Annotated in this window: 25 protein-coding genes and 2 pseudogenes; 14 read left to right on the top strand and 13 right to left on the bottom strand. The window is 62.2% G+C overall.

What is annotated here, in order from left to right; all coding sequences use genetic code 11:
- Positions 1 to 74 precede the first annotated feature (74 nt).
- Entirely contained in the window at positions 75 to 761 is a 687-nt protein-coding gene (locus A4G99_RS10835) for a metallophosphoesterase (RefSeq protein WP_066143262.1), read from the bottom strand.
- Entirely contained in the window at positions 748 to 1,644 is an 897-nt protein-coding gene (gene artA, locus A4G99_RS10830; protein WP_066145134.1) for an archaeosortase A, read from the bottom strand. Before artA ends, A4G99_RS10835 begins: the two co-directional genes overlap by 14 nt.
- Before the next feature lie 208 nt (positions 1,645 to 1,852).
- Here artA and A4G99_RS10825 point away from each other — a divergent pair, with 208 nt between their 5' ends.
- Together A4G99_RS10825 and A4G99_RS27165 are read left to right on the top strand one after the other, a co-directional pair.
- A complete protein-coding gene (locus tag A4G99_RS10825) occupies positions 1,853 to 2,635 on the top strand; it encodes a MarR family transcriptional regulator (RefSeq protein ID WP_066145132.1) in 783 nt (260 codons plus the stop codon).
- A gap of 481 nt (positions 2,636 to 3,116) precedes the next feature.
- Complete coding sequence (locus A4G99_RS27165) at positions 3,117 to 3,392, top strand: hypothetical protein (RefSeq protein ID WP_223301824.1); 276 nt, start codon at positions 3,117 to 3,119, stop codon at positions 3,390 to 3,392.
- Between the two features lie 31 nt (positions 3,393 to 3,423).
- Here A4G99_RS27165 and A4G99_RS10815 read toward each other — a convergent pair whose 3' ends face one another.
- From A4G99_RS10815 to A4G99_RS10795, 5 genes are read right to left on the bottom strand one after another with little or no spacing between them, the layout of a single operon-like run.
- Positions 3,424 to 4,188, bottom strand: a complete 765-nt coding sequence (locus A4G99_RS10815; RefSeq protein WP_066143260.1) for a proteasome assembly chaperone family protein — start codon at positions 4,186 to 4,188, stop codon at positions 3,424 to 3,426.
- A gap of 5 nt (positions 4,189 to 4,193) precedes the next feature.
- Positions 4,194 to 4,376 carry an RNA-protein complex protein Nop10 gene (locus A4G99_RS10810; protein WP_066143257.1) on the bottom strand — a complete coding sequence of 61 codons (183 nt, stop codon included), beginning with the start codon at positions 4,374 to 4,376 and terminating at the stop codon, positions 4,194 to 4,196.
- Complete coding sequence (locus tag A4G99_RS10805; protein ID WP_066143254.1) at positions 4,373 to 5,173, bottom strand: translation initiation factor IF-2 subunit alpha; 801 nt, start codon at positions 5,171 to 5,173, stop codon at positions 4,373 to 4,375. Before A4G99_RS10805 ends, A4G99_RS10810 begins: the two co-directional genes overlap by 4 nt.
- Complete coding sequence (locus A4G99_RS10800) at positions 5,170 to 5,343, bottom strand: 30S ribosomal protein S27e (RefSeq protein ID WP_066143251.1); 174 nt, start codon at positions 5,341 to 5,343, stop codon at positions 5,170 to 5,172. The genes A4G99_RS10805 and A4G99_RS10800 overlap by 4 nt, the downstream gene beginning before the upstream one ends.
- A gap of 4 nt (positions 5,344 to 5,347) precedes the next feature.
- Entirely contained in the window at positions 5,348 to 5,629 is a 282-nt protein-coding gene (locus A4G99_RS10795; RefSeq protein ID WP_066143248.1) for a 50S ribosomal protein L44e, read from the bottom strand.
- Between the two features lie 168 nt (positions 5,630 to 5,797).
- Between A4G99_RS10795 and A4G99_RS10790 the strand changes: the two genes are divergently transcribed.
- The 4 genes from A4G99_RS10790 (at position 5,798) to A4G99_RS10775 (ending at position 8,907) form a co-directional block, all read left to right on the top strand.
- Positions 5,798 to 6,706 (top strand): twin-arginine translocation signal domain-containing protein, encoded by a 909-nt coding sequence (locus A4G99_RS10790; RefSeq protein WP_066143246.1) that lies wholly within the window; start codon positions 5,798 to 5,800, stop codon positions 6,704 to 6,706.
- A 75-nt stretch (positions 6,707 to 6,781) separates the two neighbouring features.
- Entirely contained in the window at positions 6,782 to 7,036 is a 255-nt protein-coding gene (locus A4G99_RS10785; RefSeq protein ID WP_066143243.1) for an HAH_0734 family protein, read from the top strand.
- A 330-nt stretch (positions 7,037 to 7,366) separates the two neighbouring features.
- The gene (locus A4G99_RS10780; RefSeq protein ID WP_066143237.1) at positions 7,367 to 8,533 is read left to right on the top strand and encodes a thiolase domain-containing protein; all 1,167 of its coding nucleotides are present in this window, start codon (positions 7,367 to 7,369) and stop codon (positions 8,531 to 8,533) included.
- Positions 8,530 to 8,907: a Zn-ribbon domain-containing OB-fold protein gene (locus A4G99_RS10775; protein WP_066143235.1), complete on the top strand. Its 378-nt coding sequence runs from the start codon at positions 8,530 to 8,532 to the stop codon at positions 8,905 to 8,907. The genes A4G99_RS10780 and A4G99_RS10775 overlap by 4 nt, the downstream gene beginning before the upstream one ends.
- Here the strand turns inward: A4G99_RS10775 and A4G99_RS10770 are convergent.
- From A4G99_RS10770 to A4G99_RS10760, 3 genes are read right to left on the bottom strand one after another with little or no spacing between them, the layout of a single operon-like run.
- A complete protein-coding gene (locus A4G99_RS10770; RefSeq protein WP_066143233.1) occupies positions 8,884 to 9,822 on the bottom strand; it encodes an alpha/beta fold hydrolase in 939 nt (312 codons plus the stop codon). The genes A4G99_RS10775 and A4G99_RS10770 overlap by 24 nt on opposite strands.
- A gap of 44 nt (positions 9,823 to 9,866) precedes the next feature.
- Positions 9,867 to 10,865 (bottom strand): methylmalonyl Co-A mutase-associated GTPase MeaB, encoded by a 999-nt coding sequence (meaB, locus tag A4G99_RS10765; RefSeq protein WP_066143232.1) that lies wholly within the window; start codon positions 10,863 to 10,865, stop codon positions 9,867 to 9,869.
- Positions 10,862 to 11,278, bottom strand: coding sequence for a cobalamin B12-binding domain-containing protein (locus A4G99_RS10760; RefSeq protein WP_066143229.1), 417 nt, complete (start codon positions 11,276 to 11,278; stop codon positions 10,862 to 10,864). Before A4G99_RS10760 ends, meaB begins: the two co-directional genes overlap by 4 nt.
- A gap of 224 nt (positions 11,279 to 11,502) precedes the next feature.
- Between A4G99_RS10760 and A4G99_RS10755 the strand changes: the two genes are divergently transcribed.
- The 3 genes from A4G99_RS10755 to A4G99_RS10745 all read left to right on the top strand — a co-directional run bounded on the left by A4G99_RS10755 (position 11,503) and on the right by A4G99_RS10745 (position 12,933).
- Complete coding sequence (locus A4G99_RS10755; RefSeq protein WP_066143226.1) at positions 11,503 to 12,093, top strand: DUF420 domain-containing protein; 591 nt, start codon at positions 11,503 to 11,505, stop codon at positions 12,091 to 12,093.
- Between the two features lie 98 nt (positions 12,094 to 12,191).
- Positions 12,192 to 12,377 carry a hypothetical protein gene (locus A4G99_RS10750; protein ID WP_066143223.1) on the top strand — a complete coding sequence of 62 codons (186 nt, stop codon included), beginning with the start codon at positions 12,192 to 12,194 and terminating at the stop codon, positions 12,375 to 12,377.
- A 10-nt stretch (positions 12,378 to 12,387) separates the two neighbouring features.
- Positions 12,388 to 12,933, top strand: coding sequence for a hypothetical protein (locus A4G99_RS10745; RefSeq protein ID WP_066143221.1), 546 nt, complete (start codon positions 12,388 to 12,390; stop codon positions 12,931 to 12,933).
- 55 nt (positions 12,934 to 12,988) lie between these two features.
- Here A4G99_RS10745 and A4G99_RS10740 read toward each other — a convergent pair whose 3' ends face one another.
- On the bottom strand, positions 12,989 to 13,732 hold the full coding sequence (locus tag A4G99_RS10740) for a DNA-directed RNA polymerase subunit epsilon (protein ID WP_066143218.1): 744 nt from the start codon (positions 13,730 to 13,732) through the stop codon (positions 12,989 to 12,991).
- A 131-nt stretch (positions 13,733 to 13,863) separates the two neighbouring features.
- Between A4G99_RS10740 and A4G99_RS10735 the strand changes: the two genes are divergently transcribed.
- Entirely contained in the window at positions 13,864 to 14,289 is a 426-nt protein-coding gene (locus A4G99_RS10735; RefSeq protein WP_066143215.1) for a hypothetical protein, read from the top strand.
- Between the two features lie 568 nt (positions 14,290 to 14,857).
- Here the strand turns inward: A4G99_RS10735 and A4G99_RS10730 are convergent.
- Complete coding sequence (locus A4G99_RS10730; RefSeq protein WP_066143212.1) at positions 14,858 to 15,754, bottom strand: 1,4-dihydroxy-2-naphthoyl-CoA synthase; 897 nt, start codon at positions 15,752 to 15,754, stop codon at positions 14,858 to 14,860.
- A 94-nt stretch (positions 15,755 to 15,848) separates the two neighbouring features.
- Between A4G99_RS10730 and A4G99_RS10725 the strand changes: the two are divergent.
- Positions 15,849 to 17,032, top strand: a pseudogene (locus tag A4G99_RS10725) (pyridoxal phosphate-dependent aminotransferase).
- 11 nt (positions 17,033 to 17,043) lie between these two features.
- On the opposite strand, the gene A4G99_RS10720 reads toward A4G99_RS10725, so the two are convergent.
- The gene (locus tag A4G99_RS10720; RefSeq protein ID WP_066143209.1) at positions 17,044 to 18,120 is read right to left on the bottom strand and encodes a tubulin/FtsZ family protein; all 1,077 of its coding nucleotides are present in this window, start codon (positions 18,118 to 18,120) and stop codon (positions 17,044 to 17,046) included.
- A gap of 155 nt (positions 18,121 to 18,275) precedes the next feature.
- On the opposite strand from A4G99_RS10720, the gene A4G99_RS10715 reads away from it, so the two are divergent.
- From A4G99_RS10715 to A4G99_RS10705, 3 genes and pseudogenes are all read left to right on the top strand, one after another.
- Positions 18,276 to 18,737, top strand: a complete 462-nt coding sequence (locus A4G99_RS10715; protein WP_066143206.1) for a hypothetical protein — start codon at positions 18,276 to 18,278, stop codon at positions 18,735 to 18,737.
- Entirely contained in the window at positions 18,734 to 19,276 is a 543-nt protein-coding gene (locus tag A4G99_RS10710; RefSeq protein ID WP_066143203.1) for a hypothetical protein, read from the top strand. The genes A4G99_RS10715 and A4G99_RS10710 overlap by 4 nt, the downstream gene beginning before the upstream one ends.
- Positions 19,277 to 19,302: 26 nt before the next feature.
- Positions 19,303 to 20,817, top strand: a pseudogene (locus A4G99_RS10705) (ATPase, T2SS/T4P/T4SS family); the annotation flags it as partial.
- Between the last annotated feature and the right edge of the window lie 415 nt (positions 20,818 to 21,232).

Genomic DNA, 21,232 nt, shown 5'->3' with positions numbered 1-21,232 from the left:
CGACGCTTGCTGAACACTTCGATAAGATATCCCATCGAATACCCGATTCGGCAACGCTTCCTCCGAACTACGGATTACAGCAGTTTCCGAAACTCGGCGAGCGGCGGGAACCGGTAGGTTTCGTCGGCATCCTCGTCGCGGACGATGGGTCGGAGCGGATTCGTCCGCGTGACGAGGGGGGACTGAAAGTCGCCCCCCCGCAGGTCGTTTACGACCATTCCGCTCGCGAAACGGGTGAACGCCGGGAGGACGAGAACGTCCGATCCTCGGTAGGTCTCCTCCCCCCAGAGGTAGCACGGGCGACGCTTCCCCTCGATTTCGATGGCCGGATGGTCGTGACCGACGACGTATCGGGGCGCGTCCGCGTCGGGTTCCTCGTGGCCGTGATGGACCAGCGTCCCGTCCGCGAGACGGTACTCGTCCCGTGGGTCGGCGAGTTCGTCGAGCAACGTATCGTGGTTGCCCCGAACGACGACAAGTGTGGCACCCGCTTCGTCCACGAGTTCCCGGAAGTCGGCGAACGTCGATTCGGCCTCCTCCGGCAGTCTGTCGAAGGCGTGGAGAACGTCGCCCGCGAGGACGACTTCGCCCGGGGAAAAACGGTCGAGGAGGTCGGAAACTCTCGTGGTCAGATCGGTTCGCTCGCCGAGCGACAGGGAAACGTTCGACGTCGCGTCCCGTCCGATGTGGAGGTCGGCGAGGACGAGCGCGTCGGCGGACGGAAGGAAAACGGCGCGGTCCGCGAATTCAGCGTCGACCATCGGCCCGGGTACGTTGGCTGAGGTCGTACTCCCGTCCGGAGACGAGGTAGATGACGTCCTCGATGACCGTCAGCAGTTCGGGGAGGATACGGACCACCAACCACAGGATGACGACGAGCGATATCACGGCGAGCAGTTGGCTGAGTACCCTGTCCGCGATGAAGAACGAGACCATCTTCGGGTCGGCGTAGCCCGTGAGACTGGTGACGGGACCGACGAATATCTGGAACCATTGGTTGCCGAACGCGACGGAGATGAACACGTTGCGGATGACGTTCAGCACCCAGATAATGGAAATTGCCACCGCGAACGCGCTGATCTTTCGGCGGAGCGGCGCGCGGACGGCGGCGATGAGGCCGCCGAAGATACTCATGCTGCCGATTCCGGTACACGCCAAGACGAGATACGTGTAATACCGGTGGCCGTTGCTGTCGTGGAAGATGAACGCGCTGTGATAGCCGTTCTGTTCCGCGATAGTGAAGTCCGGGTCGTACCCGAGCAGGTGGATGACGGCGTTCGTCTGTGCGCTCACGAGTTCGACGATCCACTGGCGGAGCGGTTCGATCGTCAGGAACGGGACGTAGATGAGTCCCATCGCCGCGACGCCGCGGGAGAGGACGAAGAGCGAATCCCGTCCGGTGTACAGTTGGTAGCCCGTATACACGCACAACGGAACCGCGACGAGGCACAACGTACCCTCGATGAAACTCCGCATCTCGAACGCGAACCGGGGAAAGAGAACGCCCCAAAAGAGCCCGAACAGCACCCACGCCCCCATGCCGACGCCACGCGCTAGATCGCGGTCGTATCCTTCGAGCGCGGCGGTGGCGACGAACGCGGCGATGACGACCCACACGAGGTAATCGGGAAACGTCGTCGTCAGCCACGAGACCGATAACGAAAGAGGGACGGAAAGGGCGACGGGGGCGACTTCGATCACGATTCGTCCTTGTTCTCGGAAAATATAGAGTTGACGTTCTTCAAATCGCCCGAATACGTCGACACCCGATGCGTTTCCACACGAGGTGGTCGTCTCCCGCTTTCACTCGCCGACCGCTGGTATTTTTATCGTTCCGCCCGACGGTTCGGGTATGGCCGACGTGTTGGAGGACAAGCGAGCCGCGACCCGGTTTCGAATCCTCTCGGAGATCGCTGACCGCCAACCGGCGGTGAGTCAAGGCGAAATCGCCGACGCCGTCGGCGTCACGAGCCAAGCCGTCAGCGAGTACATTCGCGGCCTCGTGGACGACGGGCTCGTAGAAAAGGAAGGACGCTCTCGCTATCGGGTGACCAAGGAGGGCGTCGATTGGCTGTTGCAGTCCGCGACCGACGTCCGGCGCTTCGCGGATCACGTCACGGACGATATCCTCGGGAACGTCGGGGAGGACGCCGCAATCGCACGGACCAACATCGACGCGGGAACGACCGTCTCGATCACGCTCGCCGATGGATTACTCCACGCGACGCCGGGCGACGAAGGGCCTGCGACCGGTATCGCCACGACGGACGCCGAGGAGGGCACGGAAGTCGGCGTCACGGAATTCGAAGGAATCATCGACCTCGATCCCGGCCACGTGACGGTGTATCAGGTTCCGCCGGTCCGTTCCGGAGGTAGTCGGTCGATCGATTCGGACGCGCTGGCGGCCGTCTGTGACGGCGCTCCCGTCCTCGCTGCGACCGGTGTCGAAGCTGTCGTCGCGCTGCAGTCCGCTGGTCTCGAACCCGACACGACGTTCGCCGCGGGCGAAGTCGCCGCCGAGGCCGCGGAGCGTGGCTTGGACGTGGTCATCGTCGCAACCTCCGACAGCGTCGGGCGCGTCACCGACGCCCTTCGGGACGTCGGTGTCGCCTACGAAGTTGCAAACGTCGAATAAGTTACAGTCGTTCAAAAATGCTGCAATTCCTTTGCGGGTTCGTCAGGCGTCGTGTGAGGAAACGAGTCAACTCGACCCATTTCAACGGTGAGTGAATCGCTTGCGGCAAAGTGGTTCGTGGAAAATACTGTTCTAAAAAAACGCCTGTTGGGTGGCAAAGTTAATACCCTTGGTTATAATATATGCGTGTGTATCGAACTCGGAGATAATCTCATGTTTACCTCCAAGCTATGAAACTCACCGAACCGGGGACAAAAGGGGAACTCGACGAGAGTCAGATTCATAACGTCTTGCGGAACGACCGACGACGCGAAACGATTCGGTATCTTCGCCAAACGGGTGACTCACTGGCCGTCGACGACCTCGCGGAACACATCGCCACGCTGGAAACGGGGGAGTCCCCCCACCCAGAAACGTTAGAAAGAGTGTCTACGTTTCGCTCCATCAGACACACCTCCCGAAACTGGACGACCTCGGTATCGTGGAGTACGACCAACGGTCGAAGGAACTGGTTCTCAACGACCGCGCACGCGAGGTCGAGGTGTATATGGAGGTCGTCGCCGAACACGACGTTTCGTGGCCGACGTACTATCTCGGTCTCGGGGTACTGGAGTTCATCGTCCTCTTCGCGGCGAAACTCCACCTCTTTTCCATACAACTGCTGGATTTCGAGTTCTGGACGTGGTTCTTTTTGACGTTCTTCCTCGTCTCCGCGCTGTACCACATTTACAACGGACAAGAGCGTTCGCTGTTCTAACTGGCCGTTACGACGGGGAAAACGTGACTGCTCAGCCGATGTACCGCAGGTCGTCGTCCGACGGGATGGATGCCTGTTGGGATTGGGATTCCATCTCCTCTATCTTGTTAACGACTTCCTCCATCTCCTCGGCGCGCTCTTCGAGCGAACTGAAATCGACCTCGAAATCGAGCACCTTCTGGAGGACTTCGAGGACCGCCTGCGCGCTTTTCGGGTCGACCAGATACCCGCTCGTCTCGCCCATCAGGCACGTCGCTTCGAACCCGCGCCGTCCGCCGAGACCGAGCAGGAGTCCGCTGGTGCCGACGATGCCGCCCGCCGGTTCGTCCTCGCGGAACTCGACGCCCGCGTCTTCGAGTTCGTCCACGAACTCCGTCGTCGCGGCCGCACCTAACACGGCGTACTCCTCGATGAGTTCGCCGGTCGGCACGCCGCCGAGCGCGAAGACGCGTTCGACACCGAACTCCTCGGCGATGTCCAAAAAGGCGTTCGTCAGCCGATAGTGGCCGACGTTGTCCTGGGCTTGATAGTCGCCCGTCAGGACGAGTACGTCCTGCCCGTCCAGCGTCAACGCGTGGAGTTCCACACAGACCAGTGCGGCCGTGCCGTCGTCCCCGACGCTCACCTGTGGCGGCAGATACTCGGAGTACACCCGTCGAACGAGTTCGCTTTCTTTCTCTTCGAGTAGATGCTCGGCGACGAGTTTACCGACGTGACCGACGCCCGGAAGTCCCTCGATGAGGACGGGGCTTTCCAAGTCGGGATTGGCGACGATGTCGATGTCGATTTCGTCCATGTACCTTATTCGTGGTCGCGCCGCTTAAGTGCGCGTCGGTACTCCCCGTACGGGTCGTTCGGGTCGAACGGGGCGGGTGCGCTGTTTACGGCGTTCGCTCCACAGTCGGGACACGTCGTCAAAAGGGTGTACACCGGGCGGTCGTGTTCCGCCTCCCACGCGGAACATACCCGGATGTTCGATTTCATTCGTCTTCGGTGTGGCGGTCACGGTGGAAGTCGGCGGTCCCCTCGATGCCGTCCATGACGACCTCCGCACGGTGGACGCTCTCTTCGAGTTGCGCCTCCGCCGTCTTGTAGTTCGGTGCCTTCACACGAACGCGATATTCGGGTGCACCGACGTAGGTAACGTCGAGTTCCACTTCGTCGGGAATGTCGCCGTTTCCTTCGGCGGCTTTGAGCGCCTCCTTGATGCCATCGACGCCGTCTTTCCCCGGGTTGCGGAGGTCGACGTAGCCGGTGACGGTGACGTAGGGAACCGAGACGTTCTCGCGAGCGGTCTCGACTAGTTGTCCGATTTCCTCGTCCGTGAGGTCGGTGCTGTCGAGCGCTTCGGGACCGTGAATCGCCGCTTGCTCGAAGCCGTCGTAGATGCTGCCGAACTCGGAGAGGAGTTCGTTTGCGACGTGCGTGTACTGCTCGTCGCCCATGTCCTCGCCGAACGCGAGCGACATCCACTTGTCGGCCTTCTGCTCGTTCTTCCAGTCCTGGATCTTGTCGCTTCGCTGATGCTCGTTCACGTCCTTGATCGAGAGGTCGATCTGTTGGGACCCCTCGTCAACGTCGAGAACCTTACAGACGACGGTCTGTCCGGTGCTGACGTGGTCTCGGACGTTTTTGATCCAACCGCTGGCGACCTCGCTGACGTGGACAAGCCCACGCTTGTCTTCGTACTCTTCGAGGTCGATGAAGACCCCGAAGTCTTCAATCTCGTCTACTTTACCGACGACGAGTTCGCCAGTGTCGGGCCAGCCACTGTATTTCATCGGGATGCTATCGTTTCGAGGACGTCGCCGTTGATTTCTGCCTTGCCGCCGGTCGGCGTGGCGAGGTTGTGACCACAGACGACGCAGTTGACTTCGCTCGACGCCTTGCCGAAGACGGTCTGTTCGTTCTCACAGTCCGGACACTGAACTTTGTAGAAATTTCCTGCCATGTGTTTACTCCTGGAATTCGAGTCGGCCTGCACGCCATCCCGGGCGGAGGTGTGCTTTGCCACACTCGCTGCAACGGTATTTCAAGTCGGTCTTCTTCGTCGGTTTGTCCCCACCGGGCACCTTCGAGAAACCACCAGCGTTACCGATGACGGCTTTACCGCGTTTCTGCTGGCGAGCGTCCCACTTCATACCGGTTCGTCGGCCAGTGCGGACCTTCTCGACTTCGTGTTCGTGGTGTGAGTGACAGTGCGGACAGTACGTGTTAAATCGACGTGGCATCTGCATAGATATCGACCTTACGGTGAAATTGCGGGCCGGGACTTAAAACCCGTTTGGTTTCCACTGCGACGGATGCGGGACGGAATATATAGCCCTCTCCGTGAGTCTATTTCATTCTATTATGAAAATAAAAATTTTGAAGTTCATCTCCATAAAATACAGAGTGAATACATCATGACAAACGTCAATCGACGGCAATTTCTCAAACGAACCGGTGTCGCAGGGGCGGGACTCGCAGCGCTCGGAATGGGAACGGGAACGGTAAGCGCGGACCGATACGGGATTCCCATCGTCTCGACACGCGGCCACTTCGACGACGACGGTAACTTGACTTCGGGCCACACCGAGACGGGCTACGACACCACTGGCGATGTTCCGGGCGTCGATACCGGCTGTGTGGACGATTTGACCGTGTTCATCCACGGCTGGCACAAGACGGGCGGCGACCCCGTGCAGGAGGCCCAAGACAAGTTCCTCTCGGCGAAGAACAACCTCGACGCCGCAGGGTACGACGGAACCCTTATCGGCTATTCGTGGGACAGCGACGCCGGTGGCGGCGTCGACTTCGGCTGGGGGACGGCACAGGACGTCGCCCAGAAGAATGGCGTCAAACTCGCGCAGTTCGCGGTGTACCTCAAATACTACTGTCCGAACACCACGCTCAGGTTCGCCAGCCACTCGCTCGGTGCACAGGTGCTCCTCAGTTCGCTTCGCTCGCTCGACGTGACCTCGTGGTGGAACGACGGCGGTTACGAGGTGTACTCGACCCACATGCTCGGCGCGGCGACGGACAACGAAGCGCCCACCAAGGAGTGGATGGACACGTACAACGCCATCACGAACCAGACGACGGCGACGTTCAACTACCACAACGAGGAGGACGACGTGCTGGAGTGGGTGTACAACACCATCGAGTTCGACCAGGCGCTCGGCGAGACGGGGTACGAGGACGGCAACACGCCCGCACCCAACTACGTCGAGTACGACGCGACTTCGCAAGTTGGCGACGACCACTCGAACTATCTCGACACCCTCGGCGACGAAATCGTCACCCACATGAACAACGTCCCATACTACGTCTGAGACGAATCCGTACCCGAAGCGGAGTCGAACGGCGGTTGCAAAGCGCTTAATTGACCGCCTTACAAACCCTCTCGTATGAAACGGCTCATCATCCACGGGGACCCCGGAATCCGGGACGACGCGATCATCAACTACGACGACGTAGAACAGGTCTGTTTCTCCATCACCCGACAGGGAGACTGGCACGGCCCGGACGAACCCCAACTGTGGTGTGTCATCGGTACCGAGGACGAACGCGAGGACTTCGACCGCCGGAACTACGTTCCCCACTGGCTCGATACGGACGCCATCGACGCCGAGGACGTCGATGTCGTCGATTCCGCGAACTGATTCGGTGCCGAACGGTTCGATTCTACCCTCTTCCCGTTCTCCCGTCGAGTCGTACCGCCGGTGATGAGTCGACTCGGGCGAAAAACGGACGCGGCGAACCGGGAAAAATGCGGGACGGTAACGCGGTACGTCCGCTAGTTATTTCCACACAGCGGCACCGATTTGTCGATTTTCCGGTGAACGTTCAGTTTTGAAAATTAATGAAGGATTTGGCGGTAGGTAATTGTACGTTCGTCCATCCCGACCCGGGACAACCGGCTGAAATTTCTCCCATTCGGCCTGAAATCGAAAGGAGTGGCTTTCTTAACCGGGCCGCTCGTACGTTCTCCCATGACAGGTGTTCGGATTGCAGGAGTCGGATTGACTCACTTCGGGAAGCATCCCGAGCGGACGGGGCGTGACCTGTTCGCCGAGGCGAGCGCGAGCGCGTTCGCCGATGCGGAGGTCCCCCGCGACGATATCGAGGAACTCTACTACGGAAACTTCATGGGCGAATTGGCAGAACATCAGGGCCACCAAGGACCGCTGATGGCGGAAGCCGCGGGAATTCGTGCGCCCGCGACGCGCTACGAGAGCGCGTGTGCATCCAGCGGCGTCGCGATTCGGCAGGCCGTCAAGGACGTTCGGAACGGGGAGGCCGACGCGATTCTCGTCGGCGGGGCGGAACGGATGAACAACCTCGGGACGGCGAAGACGACGGAAGCCCTCGCCATCGCGGCGGACGACCTGTACGAGGTTCGGGCCGGGATAACGTTCCCCGGCGCGTACGCGCTGATGGCGCGGGCTTACTTCGAGCAGTACGGTGGTTCGCGCGAGGATTTGGCTCACATCGCGGTGAAAAACCACGCGAACGCCGTGCCGAACGAACACGCCCAGTTCCAGAAGGAGATCGAACTCGAACAGGCGCTCGACGCACCGATGATCGCCGAACCGCTCGGCCTATTCGACGCGTGTCCCATCACGGACGGTGCGGCCGCCGTCGTGCTCGTCAGCGACGAGTACGCCGAGGAACACGGCCTCGACGCGCCGGTTTCGGTCACGGGAACCGGACAGGGCGGCGACCGGATGGCGCTCCAAGGGCGCGAGTACCTCGCCCGCTCGCCTGCGGCCGAGGAGGCCGCCGAGGAAGCCTACGCAGATGCAGGAATCGACGCGAACGACGTGGACGTCGCCGAGGTGCACGACTGTTTCACCATCGCGGAAGTGCTGGCGCTCGAAGCCCTCGACTTCTACGCACCCGGCGAGGGAATCGGCGCGGCCAAGCGCGGCGAGACGACACGTGACGGCGACCGCCCGATCAATCTCTCGGGCGGCCTGAAGGCCAAGGGTCACCCCGTCGGCGCGACGGGTGCCAGCCAACTGGCCGAGATGACGCGCATCCTGCGCGGCGACCACCCCAACAGCGACGCCGTCCCGGACGCCAAAGTCGGCGTGGCCCACAACGCGGGTGGCACGGTCGCGAGTGCGACGGTTCACGTTTTGGAGGTCCACAAATGAGCGAGAACGAGCACGCAAACACGGGCTACGACGAGTGGTTGGACGCCATCGAGGACGGAAACGCCTACTACCTCGAATGTTCGAACGGACACGGCTCGCTGCCGCCGCGTCGAATCTGCCCCGAGTGCGGGGAAATCGGCCTCGAAGAGACGCCGCTCCCCGAAACCGGAACTATCGACACGTACACCGTCGTCCACGTCGCGGCACCGTCGTTCGCGGACGACGCACCGTACACGACCGCAATCGCCGACTTCGGGCCGGTTCGAGTGACCGCGATGGCACCCGACGACGTGGCGGTCGGGGATACCGTTTCCCTGACTATCGGCGAATCGAAAACGAACGGTGACCGACTACTGCTGTTCGAGCGGCGCTAGTTCGTCGAATAGGACGTCCAGAAACGGCCCCGGATGTTCGACGTGCGGAAGCAGTCGCGCCTCGTCGAACACGACGAGGCGCGTGTCGGCTTCGTCCGCGAGTTCTTTTCCGCCTTCGAGCGGCGTGACCTTCGCTTCTCGCCCCCAGACGAGCGTTACGGGGACGTCCACGCGCGCGAGTTCCTCGCCCAGGTCCTCGTCCGGGTTGAGATACCCCGAGACGAACGACGCGGGTGCGAACCGGGCACCGGGTTGGTGGGCGGTCTGCCACTCGAACTCGACGTCCTTCTCCGTGTACGACGCCTCGCTGAAGTAGCCGTCGCGTTCGTTGAACCGGCGAATCGAGCGCTTGCTGGCGATGGCGTTGAACAGCGCGGTTCCGAGGAGCGGCGACCGAACGAGGTTTCGAAGCCACTTCCGACGCTTTCCGGCGTCGTCGGTCGGACAGATGAGTTCCAGTTGGGAGAACGCGCCCGTCTCGACCTGTGCGAGCGTGGCGTACGCCCCGGAGAGCGACGACACGAGACAGATGGCGTTATCGGTCACGTCCTCGGCGAAGTCCACGACGAACGAGGTGTACAGCGACGCGGTGTACACGACCGGCGGTCGCGACGACCGCCCGAATCCGGGAAGGTCGGGTGCGATGACGTGGTACTGCTGGGCCAGTTGCCTGAAAATCTGGTCGAATTCCTTGTTCGATGCGGCGGCGTGAATCCCGTGGAGGAAAAGAACGTCGGGGTTGTCCGGGTCACCCGCTTCGGTGTAGGCTACGTCGAACCCGCGCCAGCGATAGGTTCCCTGAAACCCTTCGAGCGGCGGGTCGAGCGGTTCCGCACTTCGGGCGAGCGATCGATTGAGCGCTGCCGTGAGTCCAACTCCGCCAGCCGTCGCCGCCGCAAGTCGTCGAAGATTCATACGTGAAGGGGCGACCCGAACGGGTTTATCCGTTATGCCAGAAATCAGTCGTGAATACAGTCTTCGATGGGCGTGATGACCTCGTCGGCGACCGAATACGGGTCGGTTTCACGCTCGAAAACGGCTTCGACCAGTTCCGCGATTCCACCACGCGACTCGATTTCCGACGCGACGAGTCGGTTGGCGTCCTCGCGCAGGAGTGCTCGAATCTCCTCCGCGTATCTCGTTCGGGTTTTCGCGTCGAGCATGCCCGTCGATTCGAGCAGGTCGTGGTGTTCGTCCAGCACCTCGATGAACTCCGTGACACCTTCGCCGTCCTTCGCTATCGTCTCCACGATGGGGGGTTCCCAGTCGTAGCCCTCGACGCCGTCGCCGAACTCCGGCGTCGGTGTTCCGTCGCGCATGTGTACCATCTCGGTGAGGTCCGAGACGGCGCGGTCGGCACCCGGCAAGTCCGCCTTGTTCACGACGAAGACGTCGGCGATTTCGAGGATGCCCGCCTTGAGCATCTGGACGTTGTCGCCGCTCTCGGGGGGAACCAACACGGCGACCGTGTCGGCGGTTTTCACGATGTCGATCTCGTTCTGCCCCGCACCGACCGTCTCGACGATGATCTTGTCCTTGCCGAACGCGTCGAGCGCCTTCACGGCATCCGAGGTCGCGGTGGAGAGACCGCCGAGGCTACCACGGGCGCTCATCGACCGGAAGAATACGTCCATGTCGCCGACGTTACTCGCCATCCGGATGCGGTCGCCGAGGACGGCCCCGCCCGTGAACGGGGAGGAGGGGTCGATGGCGATGACGCCGACCGTCTCGCCGCGCTCGCGGTAGTAGTTCGCCACCTTGTCCACGAGCGTCGATTTGCCCGCGCCGGGGCTACCGGTGATACCGATAATTTCGGCGTCGCCAGTGTGCGTGTGGAGTTCCGAGACGAGTTCCCGATAGCCGGGTTCGCGGTTCTCGATCTTCGTGATGACGCGTGCCAGCGCCCGGTGCTTCCCGTCGAGGAGGTCTGCGAGTAGATCCGTGTGCGTCGCGCTCATCGTTCGGGCGCGTTTTCACGGACGAACTCGATAGTCTCTTCCATCGGCGTTCCCGGACCGAACACCTCCGCGACACCGAGTTCCTTGAGTTCCGCCTTGTCGTCGTCGGGGACGACACCGCCGACGAGGATGAGAGTGTCGTCGAACGCGTCGTACTCCTTTAGCCCCTCGACGATTTTCGGGACGAGCGTGTCGTGTGCCCCGGAGAGGATGGAGATACCGAGGACGTTCACGTCCTCCTGCACGGCCGCCTGCACGATTTCGTCGGGAGCGTTGTGAAGCCCCGAGTAGATGACCTCGAACCCGGCGTCACGGAACGCCCGGGCGATAACGTGTGCACCGCGGTCGTGCCCGTCGAGACCGACCTTGGCGACGAGGCAGCGAATCGACTGCTGTTCCTGATCTGCGCTCATACACCACCCTTCCCCGCGTTCGGGTTTCACTTTAACGGAAATACATGTGAAAAACGAATTGCGAAAAAACAAGTCCGGTTGTTATGCCCCGCTGGCCGGTTACTCGTCACGGACCGTCTCGGATTCCGCGTATTGATCCCCCCACTTCGAAATCCCGCTCGACCAATCCCAGGAATCGAGAACGAAGCGAAGCCACCTTACCCCGGCAGTCCAAACGTGCGTGCATGGCTACGGCGAACGCGCGGGAACGGGCGCGGGAGAGTCCTCTGAAAGTGACGGCGATCCTCTCGGTTATCGGGTACATCCTCGTCCTCGGGACGTTTGCGGGCATCCTCCCCATCTACCCGCACATCGGGCGGGGAACCATCGACATGCTCTCGGACGGAATTGCGATCGTGAACACCATTGCGACTATCTCGCTCGCACTCGGGTGGTACTGGATTCGCAACGGCGAGGTCAGGAAACACCGCGCCGCGATGATCACCTCGTTCGTCCTCATTCTCGTCTTTCTCGCGCTCTACCTCACGAAAGTCGGCGGTGGCGGCGGCGAGAAACACATCGATTTGGCGCACACCTCCATCCTCTACTACGCCTACGTCATCATGCTCGCGATTCACATCATGCTCTCGGTTATCTCGGTTCCCGTCGTGCTGTTCGCCATCGTCCTCGGACTCAGTCACACACCCGCCGAACTGCGGAACACGCCGCACAAGAAGATCGGCCGAATCGCGGCCTCGGCGTGGATCCTCTCCCTGTCGCTCGGCGTCATCACGTTCGCCATGTTAGCCCACTACGGGTGGACGATCCCGAAGTAGGTCGTCGTCGCGAATTGGCACCGAATCGAGCCAAACATCGGTCTTCCGAACTGATTTTTACCAGCACGAACAACTAGGGGACGGAGTACACGATTTCGATGGGCGACGACACGACGGGGGATACGCGAACCGAAGACGACACACGGACAGACGACGAACCTGCACAGGATGACCGAAAACGAATCGTGGACGAAATCTCGGACCTGATGGAGGAAATCCACTTCGACGATGGGACGAACGACCAGGAAGGGCGCGACCACGACGAAGAGACGACCGACGAATAATGGCTGAAGAATGACGGCCGACGATACCGTTCGAACCGAACGAGGGAGACTCGTCGTCCGGAACGGTGAACTCCGCGTTCGGCGGACCCTACGCGGCTTTTTCCGCAAGGTGTGTCTCGACAACTGGGTCGGCCACGGTCTTCCCCGGCGAGCGTGGTTCGTCCTGACGACGCTGGTGACCGTGGGAACCGTGGGTCAGGCGGTTCTCCATTTTCTCGACTTCTCGAACAGAGCTTCTCCGATCGGTACCCTGATCTCGATCGCTACGATCACTGTGATGGTGGTCGTCCTCAAAGCGGTGCTTCCACTCCTCCGCCGGGACAGGACCGTCCGTTTCACCGACATCCGCGAAATCGAGCATCACGACGACGAACCGACGCTCCGGCTCCTCCATACGTCCGACGACGAGATCGAGATTCACTTTCCGAGCGAACGGGAGGTCGAGCGTGCCGCGGACCTCCTCCGCTACAAGGGTATTCGAGTGTTTCAACCCGGGTTCGAGAGTTGGAGTCGTCGTACTAGAGTTCGACGCGACGAGGAAAGAGAAACGGAGTAATCTCCATCGTAGCGGCTGGAGTCGAAGCAAAATCAAACCCCCCTTCGTCGCCCGGTCAGTCGCTTCCCTGATCGCCCCATCGGTCGGTCAGACTGGGCAGGTTCGGGTCACGATAGGGGTTCCGACCGTGGACGGCGTACTCCAGGTCGCCGTCCTCCAACTGTTCCTTGAGGACGCGACGGAGCCGATTCAGGCTCGTGATGTCGAGACCGTGTTTTTCTGTAAGTTCGGTGAATCGGTTCTCGTCGGTGAGCGACTGAAACGTTTCGTAGAGGTCGGTCAGTTGCTCGGGTGGTTGCTCGCGAATCCAGTCGGAGTCGTGCAGTCCGAGGTACTGTTCGCGCTCACGGTCCACGACGTGTCGGATGACGACCAGCGCGACCTTCGGGATGGCCCGCTGGCTTCCGAAGGCGGTGAGGTCCAACTCGCTCATGATGCCGATGACGCAGTCGCGCTGCCACGGCGTCAGCGACAGGTCGTTACACAGCGCGTGGCTGACCCGAAGCTTGTCCAGTTGGTGCATTCGACTGCTGTGACCCGCCATCGCGGAGTGTCGTTCCTCGTGCAGTCGGCGGATGTTCTCGCTCAGGTCCGACTCCGGCGAGTTCGCCCGGCCGATGACCGTCGCGCTCGGCGTGACCGGTCCCCACCGACGAACCGACTGGTCGCGCTGGAGGTCTGCCCGCTGAACCGTACCGTCCCCCGGCCGCCTGCTGAGTCGGCGGGGCTGGTCCGCCGCGTCGTCCCCCGTGGCGAACTGCCAGTGGACGTCGTGCGAGTCGCCGTCGGTTTGACGCATCGTCCCCTTCTACTCGGTGGATATAGTTCAAAGGTCGGTTTCGGGAAGGATTCTTGACACTCTGGGGGAAAGTCGTGGGACGACGTATTCGTGAGCCAAAGTTACTTTTCACTTGACTGTATTGTGTTCGTATGAAAAATCCGCTCGCCCCCCTCGCCGGTGTGATTATCGGCTCGCTCCCCGTTTCGGTGCTGTATCTCGACGGCTACTGGGACCCGCAGTTGGCTGCTGTCATTTGGATGGTGTTCGCCGTCGCCGGATGGCTCGCTGTTCGACGTCGGGACGTGTGGCGTTCGAAGGGCAGTTGGTGGAGTGCGCGAAGTCACCGCTGGAGTGCGCTCCTCGTCGTCGTGGTGTTCGGCGGTGCCCAGTTCGGCGTCCACATGGATCTCCCGATTCCCGAGGACCTCACGGTCGCGCTCTGGTATTTGGTCTTCGGTGTCGGACTCGCCAGCGCCGCAATCGGCGTCGAGATCGGCATCGCGAAAGGCGATGACGGCGTCGCTACTGACGATAATTACACCGAGCAGGAATCGTCCTCACCAACGGCCGACTGAGAACAAAATTCGTTCGTGCGGGTCGCTATCCGGGAATTACATCACCACAGAAGCGACCTCGCTCCGTCCATATCTCTACCTTGTCACCAGAACCACTTAAAGAGAACTCGCGCCTCCGACGACAGATGGGATTCGAAAGGGAAGTAGAGAGCGACCGCTATCGGGAAGTTGCGTCAGTAGAACCGGCCGCATTCCGTCCATATCTCTACCTTGTCACCAGAACCACTTAAACGGAGAACGGTTCCATCGTCGTCGAATATCGACGTGCACCAATCCGACGAGTATCCCGACGACGTCGGATCGAATCTGACCGAAACGTGGCGGGCAGTCACTCACCGCGAGCAACGAGGCGCTCCGCGCCTCGAACTGTGAGCGGGCCAAGGCCCGACCATCGTTCCCGCGAGCGAAGTCCTCGTGAGCAACGCGAACGAGGGCAGGGAAGACGCGGTTTGTTTTCCCGAGCAAGCGGGAGCACGGAAGAGCGAAGGTCTTCAGGCGGGAGGGCCGCAGGCTTTTGGTCCCGGTTTTTATCGAGGGTCGCAAAGCGACCCTCTCGATAAAAAGGTGGTTAGTAATGCCACGGATAGTCCGAGAAGTCCGGGTCGCGCTTCTCCACGAACGCGTCCCGTCCCTCTTGGGCTTCGTCGGTCATGTACGCCAGACGGGTGGCTTCCCCGGCGAACACCTGCTGGCCGACGAGACCGTCGTCCTCCAGATTGAAGGCGTATTTCAGCATCCGAATCGCGGTCGGACTCTTGCCGTTGATTTCCTCGGCCCAGTCCAGCGCCACGTCCTCCAGTTCCTCGTGGGGAACCGATTCGTTGACCATGCCCATCTCCTCGGCCTCCTCGGCGGAGTAGGTCTTGCCGAGGAAGAAGATTTCGCGGGCCTTCTTCTGGCCGACCTGTCGAGCGAGGTAGGCCGACCCGAACCCGCCGTCGAAACTCGCCACGTCGGGGTCGGTCTGGAGGAATTTTGCATGCTCCGCCGAGGCCAGCGTCATGTCGCAGACGACGTGGAGACTGTGGCCGCCGCCGACGGCCCATCCGGGGACGACGCAGATGACGGGCTTCGGGATGTGACGGATGAGACGCTGGACTTCGAGGATGTGCAGGCGGCCCGCCTCCGACGCGTCCTTACTGTCGGCGTCCTCCCCCTGGTATTCGTATCCTTCTCCCCCTCGAACGCGCTGGTCGCCGCCGGAGCAGAACGCCCAGCCGCCGTCCTTCGAGGACGGACCGTTGCCGGTGAGGAGCACACAGCCGACGTCCGATTGGCGTTTGGCGTGGTCGAGCGCGCGATACAGTTCGTCCACGGTTCCGGGCCGGAAGGCGTTGCGCACGTCGGGGCGGTCGAAGGCGATTCGGACCGTCCCTTGGTCTTTGGCTCGGTGGTACGTGATGTCGCGGAAATCGAAATCCGAAATCTCCTCCCATCGCTCGGCGTCGAACAGTTCCGATACCATACTCGAAACTGATGGTGGATCGGTCTAATAGGTTCCCGTCCGCGTTTCCTTTCCATCCCCAACCCGGCAAGGCGCGGGGGGACTACGAAGCTACTTGACACGGGACAACCACGGTCGAAAACATGAAGATTTCCGCACGGGCAGACACCTTCGAACGCTCGGGGATTCGCGTGATGTTCGAACTCGCCGAGCAGCAGGGCGGCGACCTCGTCAGGCTCGAAGTCGGCGAACCGGACTTCGATACGCCGGAACACGTCATCGACGCGGCGGCGGACGCCGCCCGCGAGGGAAAAACCCATTACACCTCCGGGGCGGGAATCCCCGAGCTCCGCGCCGCAATCGCGGAACGGATGGAGTCGGAGACGGGTGTTTCGTTCGCTCCCGAGGAAGTGACGGTCACGAACGGCGGAATGGAAGCGTTGGCGTTGGCGATTCTGGCCATCGCGGACCCCGGCGACGAGGTAATCCTCCCGACGCCGGTGTGGCCGAACTACGAGAATCAGGTCGTCCTCGCGGACGCCGAACCGGTGAAGGTCCCGCTCCTGGCCGAGGACAGGTTCGACCTCGACGCCGAGCGGATCATCGACCACATGAACGACGACACCGCCGCGGTGATTCTGACGACGCCCTCGAACCCCACCGGCCGTGTCTACGGCGAGGACGCCGTGAAAGCGGTCGTCGATGCGGCGGCGGAACACGACGCCTACGTCATCGCGGATGAGGTGTACGCCCGGTTGACGTACGACGATGAATACCGCCGCATCTCCTCGTACACCGACTACGACGGCCTCCTGACGGTCGATTCCTGCTCGAAAACCTACTCCATGACGGGGTGGCGGATGGGATGGCTCGTCGACCGGAGTCCGTCGTCGAGGCCGCCACACAGGTCGGAGAGAGTACGACCGCCTGCCCATCGAGCGTCGGCCAGCAGGCCGCACTCGCGGCCATAACCGGGACGCAGGAACCGGTCCGCGAGATGCACGCCGCGTTCCGCGAACGCCGCGATTACCTGACCGAGCGCGTCGCGGAGATTCCACACATCTCCTGCCCACGCCCGGAAGGTGCTTTTTACGCCTTCCTCGATGTGAGCGAACTGGACGGATCGAGTTTCGACATCGCCGAGCGCCTCCTGTCCGATTACGGCGTCGTCACCGCACCCGGCGGCGCGTTCAGCGACGCGGGGAAGGCTATCTGCGACTGAGTTTCGCCAACGGTCTCGACCGAATCGAACTCGGTCTGGACCGTATCGAGGCGTTGGTCCGGGACGAGTGCGAATAGGAAAAAGCTCCTCAGAACAAGTCGTCGAGTTGGTCGTTGTGGAACATCTCGGCCGGGGCTTCCGTGCGCTCTTCCTGTTTGTTCGCCTCCTTCGCGCGTTCCATGAACTCCTGCATGCGCGGCGAGCGTTCGACGCCGCCGAGGAGGACCAACGACGCGAGTCGTTCGCTGTCGAGTGGGAAGTCCCCGCCACGGACCTGTAGACTCCCGGTTTCGCCTTCGAGCCACTTGCGCGCCTTCTCGACACCCTTCCGTGGAATCCTGTCCGAATCCCCGGCGACGACGAGGAGCGCGGAGTCGGCGTCCGTCGCTTTCGGCATGCTGAGGTTGCTCAGGATCGCCTGCCGCGTGTTGCTCGTCACGGTGTTGATGTTCTCGGCGCTGTCCTCACTGGCACCCGCACTGGCGTAGCCGAGCGCCGCGACGCCGCCCGAGCGAAGCGTGTTGATGACCTCGCTCGAATCCACGACGCTCTCGCCGACGCCTTCGACCGCCTCCCCGGATGCGAGGAGTAAGCCGACACGTTGGGCGATTTGCTGGTTGATGCTCTCGAACGCTTCGCCGACGCTCTGACCCGACTCGTGCCACGCGTCGTTGTCGATGAGAAGCGTCGCGTCGGCCTCGCGGACGACGGTTTTCAGCGAACGACCGGCGTTGGCCTGGTACATCGAACCTTCGCCCCGTCCCGGGAGGACGCCGAGTGCGTACACGGGAATCTCGTAAATCTGTTGGAGTTCGTGGATCAGCACCGGCGCGCCGCCGCTTCCGGTCCCGCCGCCGAGTCCGGCGACGACGAAGAGGGCGTCCGCCCGCGCTGTGATCCGTCCGTCGAGGGAGTTCATCACTTCGCCAGCGTCGTCTTGCATCACTTCGGCACCGAGTTCGTTATCGCCACCGACACCGTGACCCTTCACCCGGTCCTGTCCGATGAGAACGGTATCTACATCGAGTGACTGTAAATCCGTCTTTGCCGAGTTGATGGCCAACGCACCTTGCACCGCATCGAAATCCATGCTCGCGTCGAATTCGGCGAGCCTCTGTGTCAGCTTCCCACCCGCTTGACCGACACCAATCAGGACGACTTTCATGGCGGATTGAAATGAACCATGACCCATAAGTTTTCCGACGTAATCCAAACGGAGGATTTCGGGCAAAAAATGTGCCCCCTCGATCCTCACTGGAAGTCGATGGGTGTCGAACTGTCCCTGAAATTTTAAATACCGATTCGCGACCAATCCCGTCGATGCCCGACTTCGAAACACTCTCCGAGCGCGTGTCCATTCTCGAACGAACGGTGACCGACGGCGAGATACCCGAGTTACAGGACGACGCGGAACTCCGGAGGACGACCACCGAACTCACGGCACGCCTCGACGAACTCGAAGCGAAACAGGACGAACTCGAAGCCGCCATTTTGGCGCTCCGTGGCTACGTCGGCGACGTTCGTGCCGTCAACGCCGACGTTGAACGGCGGGCCGACGCCGCGCTTGCGACGGCCGAGGAGTGTCAGGAACGACTCGAAACGCACGAGTCCTGCAATTCCCGTCCCTCCCACACCGATTTCAATCGAACTCCCCCGGGGCAGAGTTCCGACGCTGACCGACGATCTCGCTCCGAAATTCCGCCCCTCGAATCGGCGCGTCCCGACGATCACGCCGAATCGAACGAACGCTCGTTGACGACGCGTCTCCGGGAACTGCTGTGAGCGTCCGGACAGTTCTCGCGGTGGTGCTCGCGGTCGCACTCTGTAGCGTCTCCCTCCCCGCAATCGACCACGCACGAACTAATCGCGCGGAGTACCACGCAGAATCGGCGGTGACGACCGTTTCCCGCTCGATGACCGACCTCGCGGACGAAAACGCCGTTCCCTTCGAGGACGACGGCGAATCGAACACCCTCGACTCGCTCGGCGCACGTAGAGTGGTTTCGCTATCGCTCCCCGCCGAATCGGCGACGACCGGGACTATCGAGTTCGTCGCGGTCGGCGGCGTTCCCGAAAACGGACGAATTCCGAAGGACGAATCCGGGGACGTGCTCGCCTATCGCGTCGGCGGCACGACCCACGTTCGACACGTCCCGTTCGACGTGCGCGTCGCAACGACGGACGCCGACCACGAATGGTCGGTCGAACCGGACGGAACGCCGCTCGTCGTTCGCGCACCCGACCGAATCGACGTCGCGCTGTTGTTGGTCGAGTATCGCGGGAAGCGCACCGTCCTCGTCGTTCCGGCGGCTGAGCTTTAAATCGGAAGACGCGACCACGGGCGACCATGTGGAACCCACTGTCGAAATCCACCGACGACCGTGACTGCCGCTGTGACCCCTCGTTCGACGGCACGACGTTGGTCGTCGATTCGAACGACTGTTCGGGACGGGGAACGCTCGAAGACCGCCCCGCTTGCCGTGCGACGGTTCTGGATGCGCTCACCGACCGCGACGCCGACTGTATCGTGATACGCTCCGGAGGCGTCGAACGCACCTACGATGGCGACGGTGCGGCGTTTCTCTCGGCGGCCGGTCGATTCATCGACCGCGTCACCCCACACGACGCCACGCTCGCCGAACGAGCGCGTTCGGACCCGCTCCGGGCGGGTTTCGACGCCATCGGGAGAGCGTCACCCGTGAACGATATCGCCGCCGAAACCGGGTTCGCGGAGGGCATCCATCGGTTCGACGATTACTCGACGCTCTTCCGGCCGTTCGTCGGTCCGACTATCGCTCGCTCCCGGATAACCCTTCGTCCACCCGCGAACGCCCGCCTGGACGACCAGTACACGCTTTCGACGGGTGCGACCGTTCGATACTACGACGCCGACTCGGCGGATTCAGCCACCGACGCTCGTCGAACCTACCATCTCGAACCGGTGGAGTACACCCTCGACGAGGATGCGTTCGGGACGCTCGACCGGGCCGCGACGCTCCTCGCCGACGGCGGAGTCACGGGGGGAAAACGAGCACCGGGGCGGGCGGTCAGGACGGTTGATGACTCAGCCGAGGCCGTCCATACCCTCTCCCCCGTCCTCGAAAAATACACGCAGGGGTACGGCGTCCTGTCCGACCTGTTCGCGGACCCCGCCGTTTCGGACGTTTTCGCGACGGCTCCGGTCTCGCAAAACCCGCTTCGCGTGCGGGTCGACGGCGAACGGATGCGAACCAACGTCCGCCTCACCGACGATGGTGCGGCCTCGCTCGCCTCCCGGTTCCGTCGAACGAGCGGGCGAGCGTTCTCGCGGGCGAGTCCGACGCTCGACGCCGTCGCGGAGGTCGATGGCACGAGCGTCCGCGTCGCGGGCGTCACCCGTCCCGTCAGCGACGGCATCGGCTTCGCCTTCCGCGTAGAGGGCGAGGAGCGATGGACGCTCCCGGCGCTGGTCGCTAACGGGACGCTTTCGACGGACGCCGCCGCGCTCCTTTCGGTCGGCGTCGAACGTGCGGGAACCGGGCTCGTGGCAGGTTCCCGCGGCGCGGGCAAGACGACGCTTCTCGGAGCGTTACTCCGGGAACTCCCTCACGAGGTTCGAACGGTCGTCCTCGAAGACACGCCGGAACTACCGATAGAGTCGTTACAAGACGGGGGGCGCGACGTGCAAGCGCTTCGAACGACCGCGAGCGACGACGAACCCGGACTTCGCCCCGCCGATGCGCTTCGGACGGCCCTTCGATTGGGGGACGGCGCGCTCGTCGTCGGGGAAGTTCGCGGCGAGGAGGCGAGCGTCCTCTACGAGGCGATGCGAGTCGGCGCGAGTAGTAATGCCGTCCTCGGAACGATCCACGGCGACTGTGGCGACGCGGTGTACGAGCGGGTCGTCACCGACCTCGGCGTCCCTCCGTCGTCGTTCGCGACGACGGACTTCGTCGTCACGACCGAATCCTACGAAATCGACGGACAGCACGGCAAACGCGTGAAGCGCATCGAGGAGGTCGTTTCGAGCGGCGGGTTCGAAACGAGCGGGTCCGAAACGAATGGAATCGAAGTGGACGGAACCGCCGTCCGCTTCGAACCGCTGTACGAACGACGGGACGGAAATCTCGTCTCGACCGGTCGAATCGAGCGCGGCAACAGCGTCTTCGCGGCCTCGCTCGCGAAGTCAGCGGAGACGTATGCCGACGTTCGGGCGGCCCTCGCCGCCGAACCGAGGATATGGAACGACGGATCGAACGGACGAATCCGTCGTTCGAGGCCACGACGAAACGGTTGGA

This window comes from Haladaptatus sp. R4, from assembly GCF_001625445.1.
Taxonomy (GTDB): domain Archaea; phylum Halobacteriota; class Halobacteria; order Halobacteriales; family Haladaptataceae; genus Haladaptatus.
This window is presented reverse-complemented; position numbering and strand designations above follow the sequence as displayed.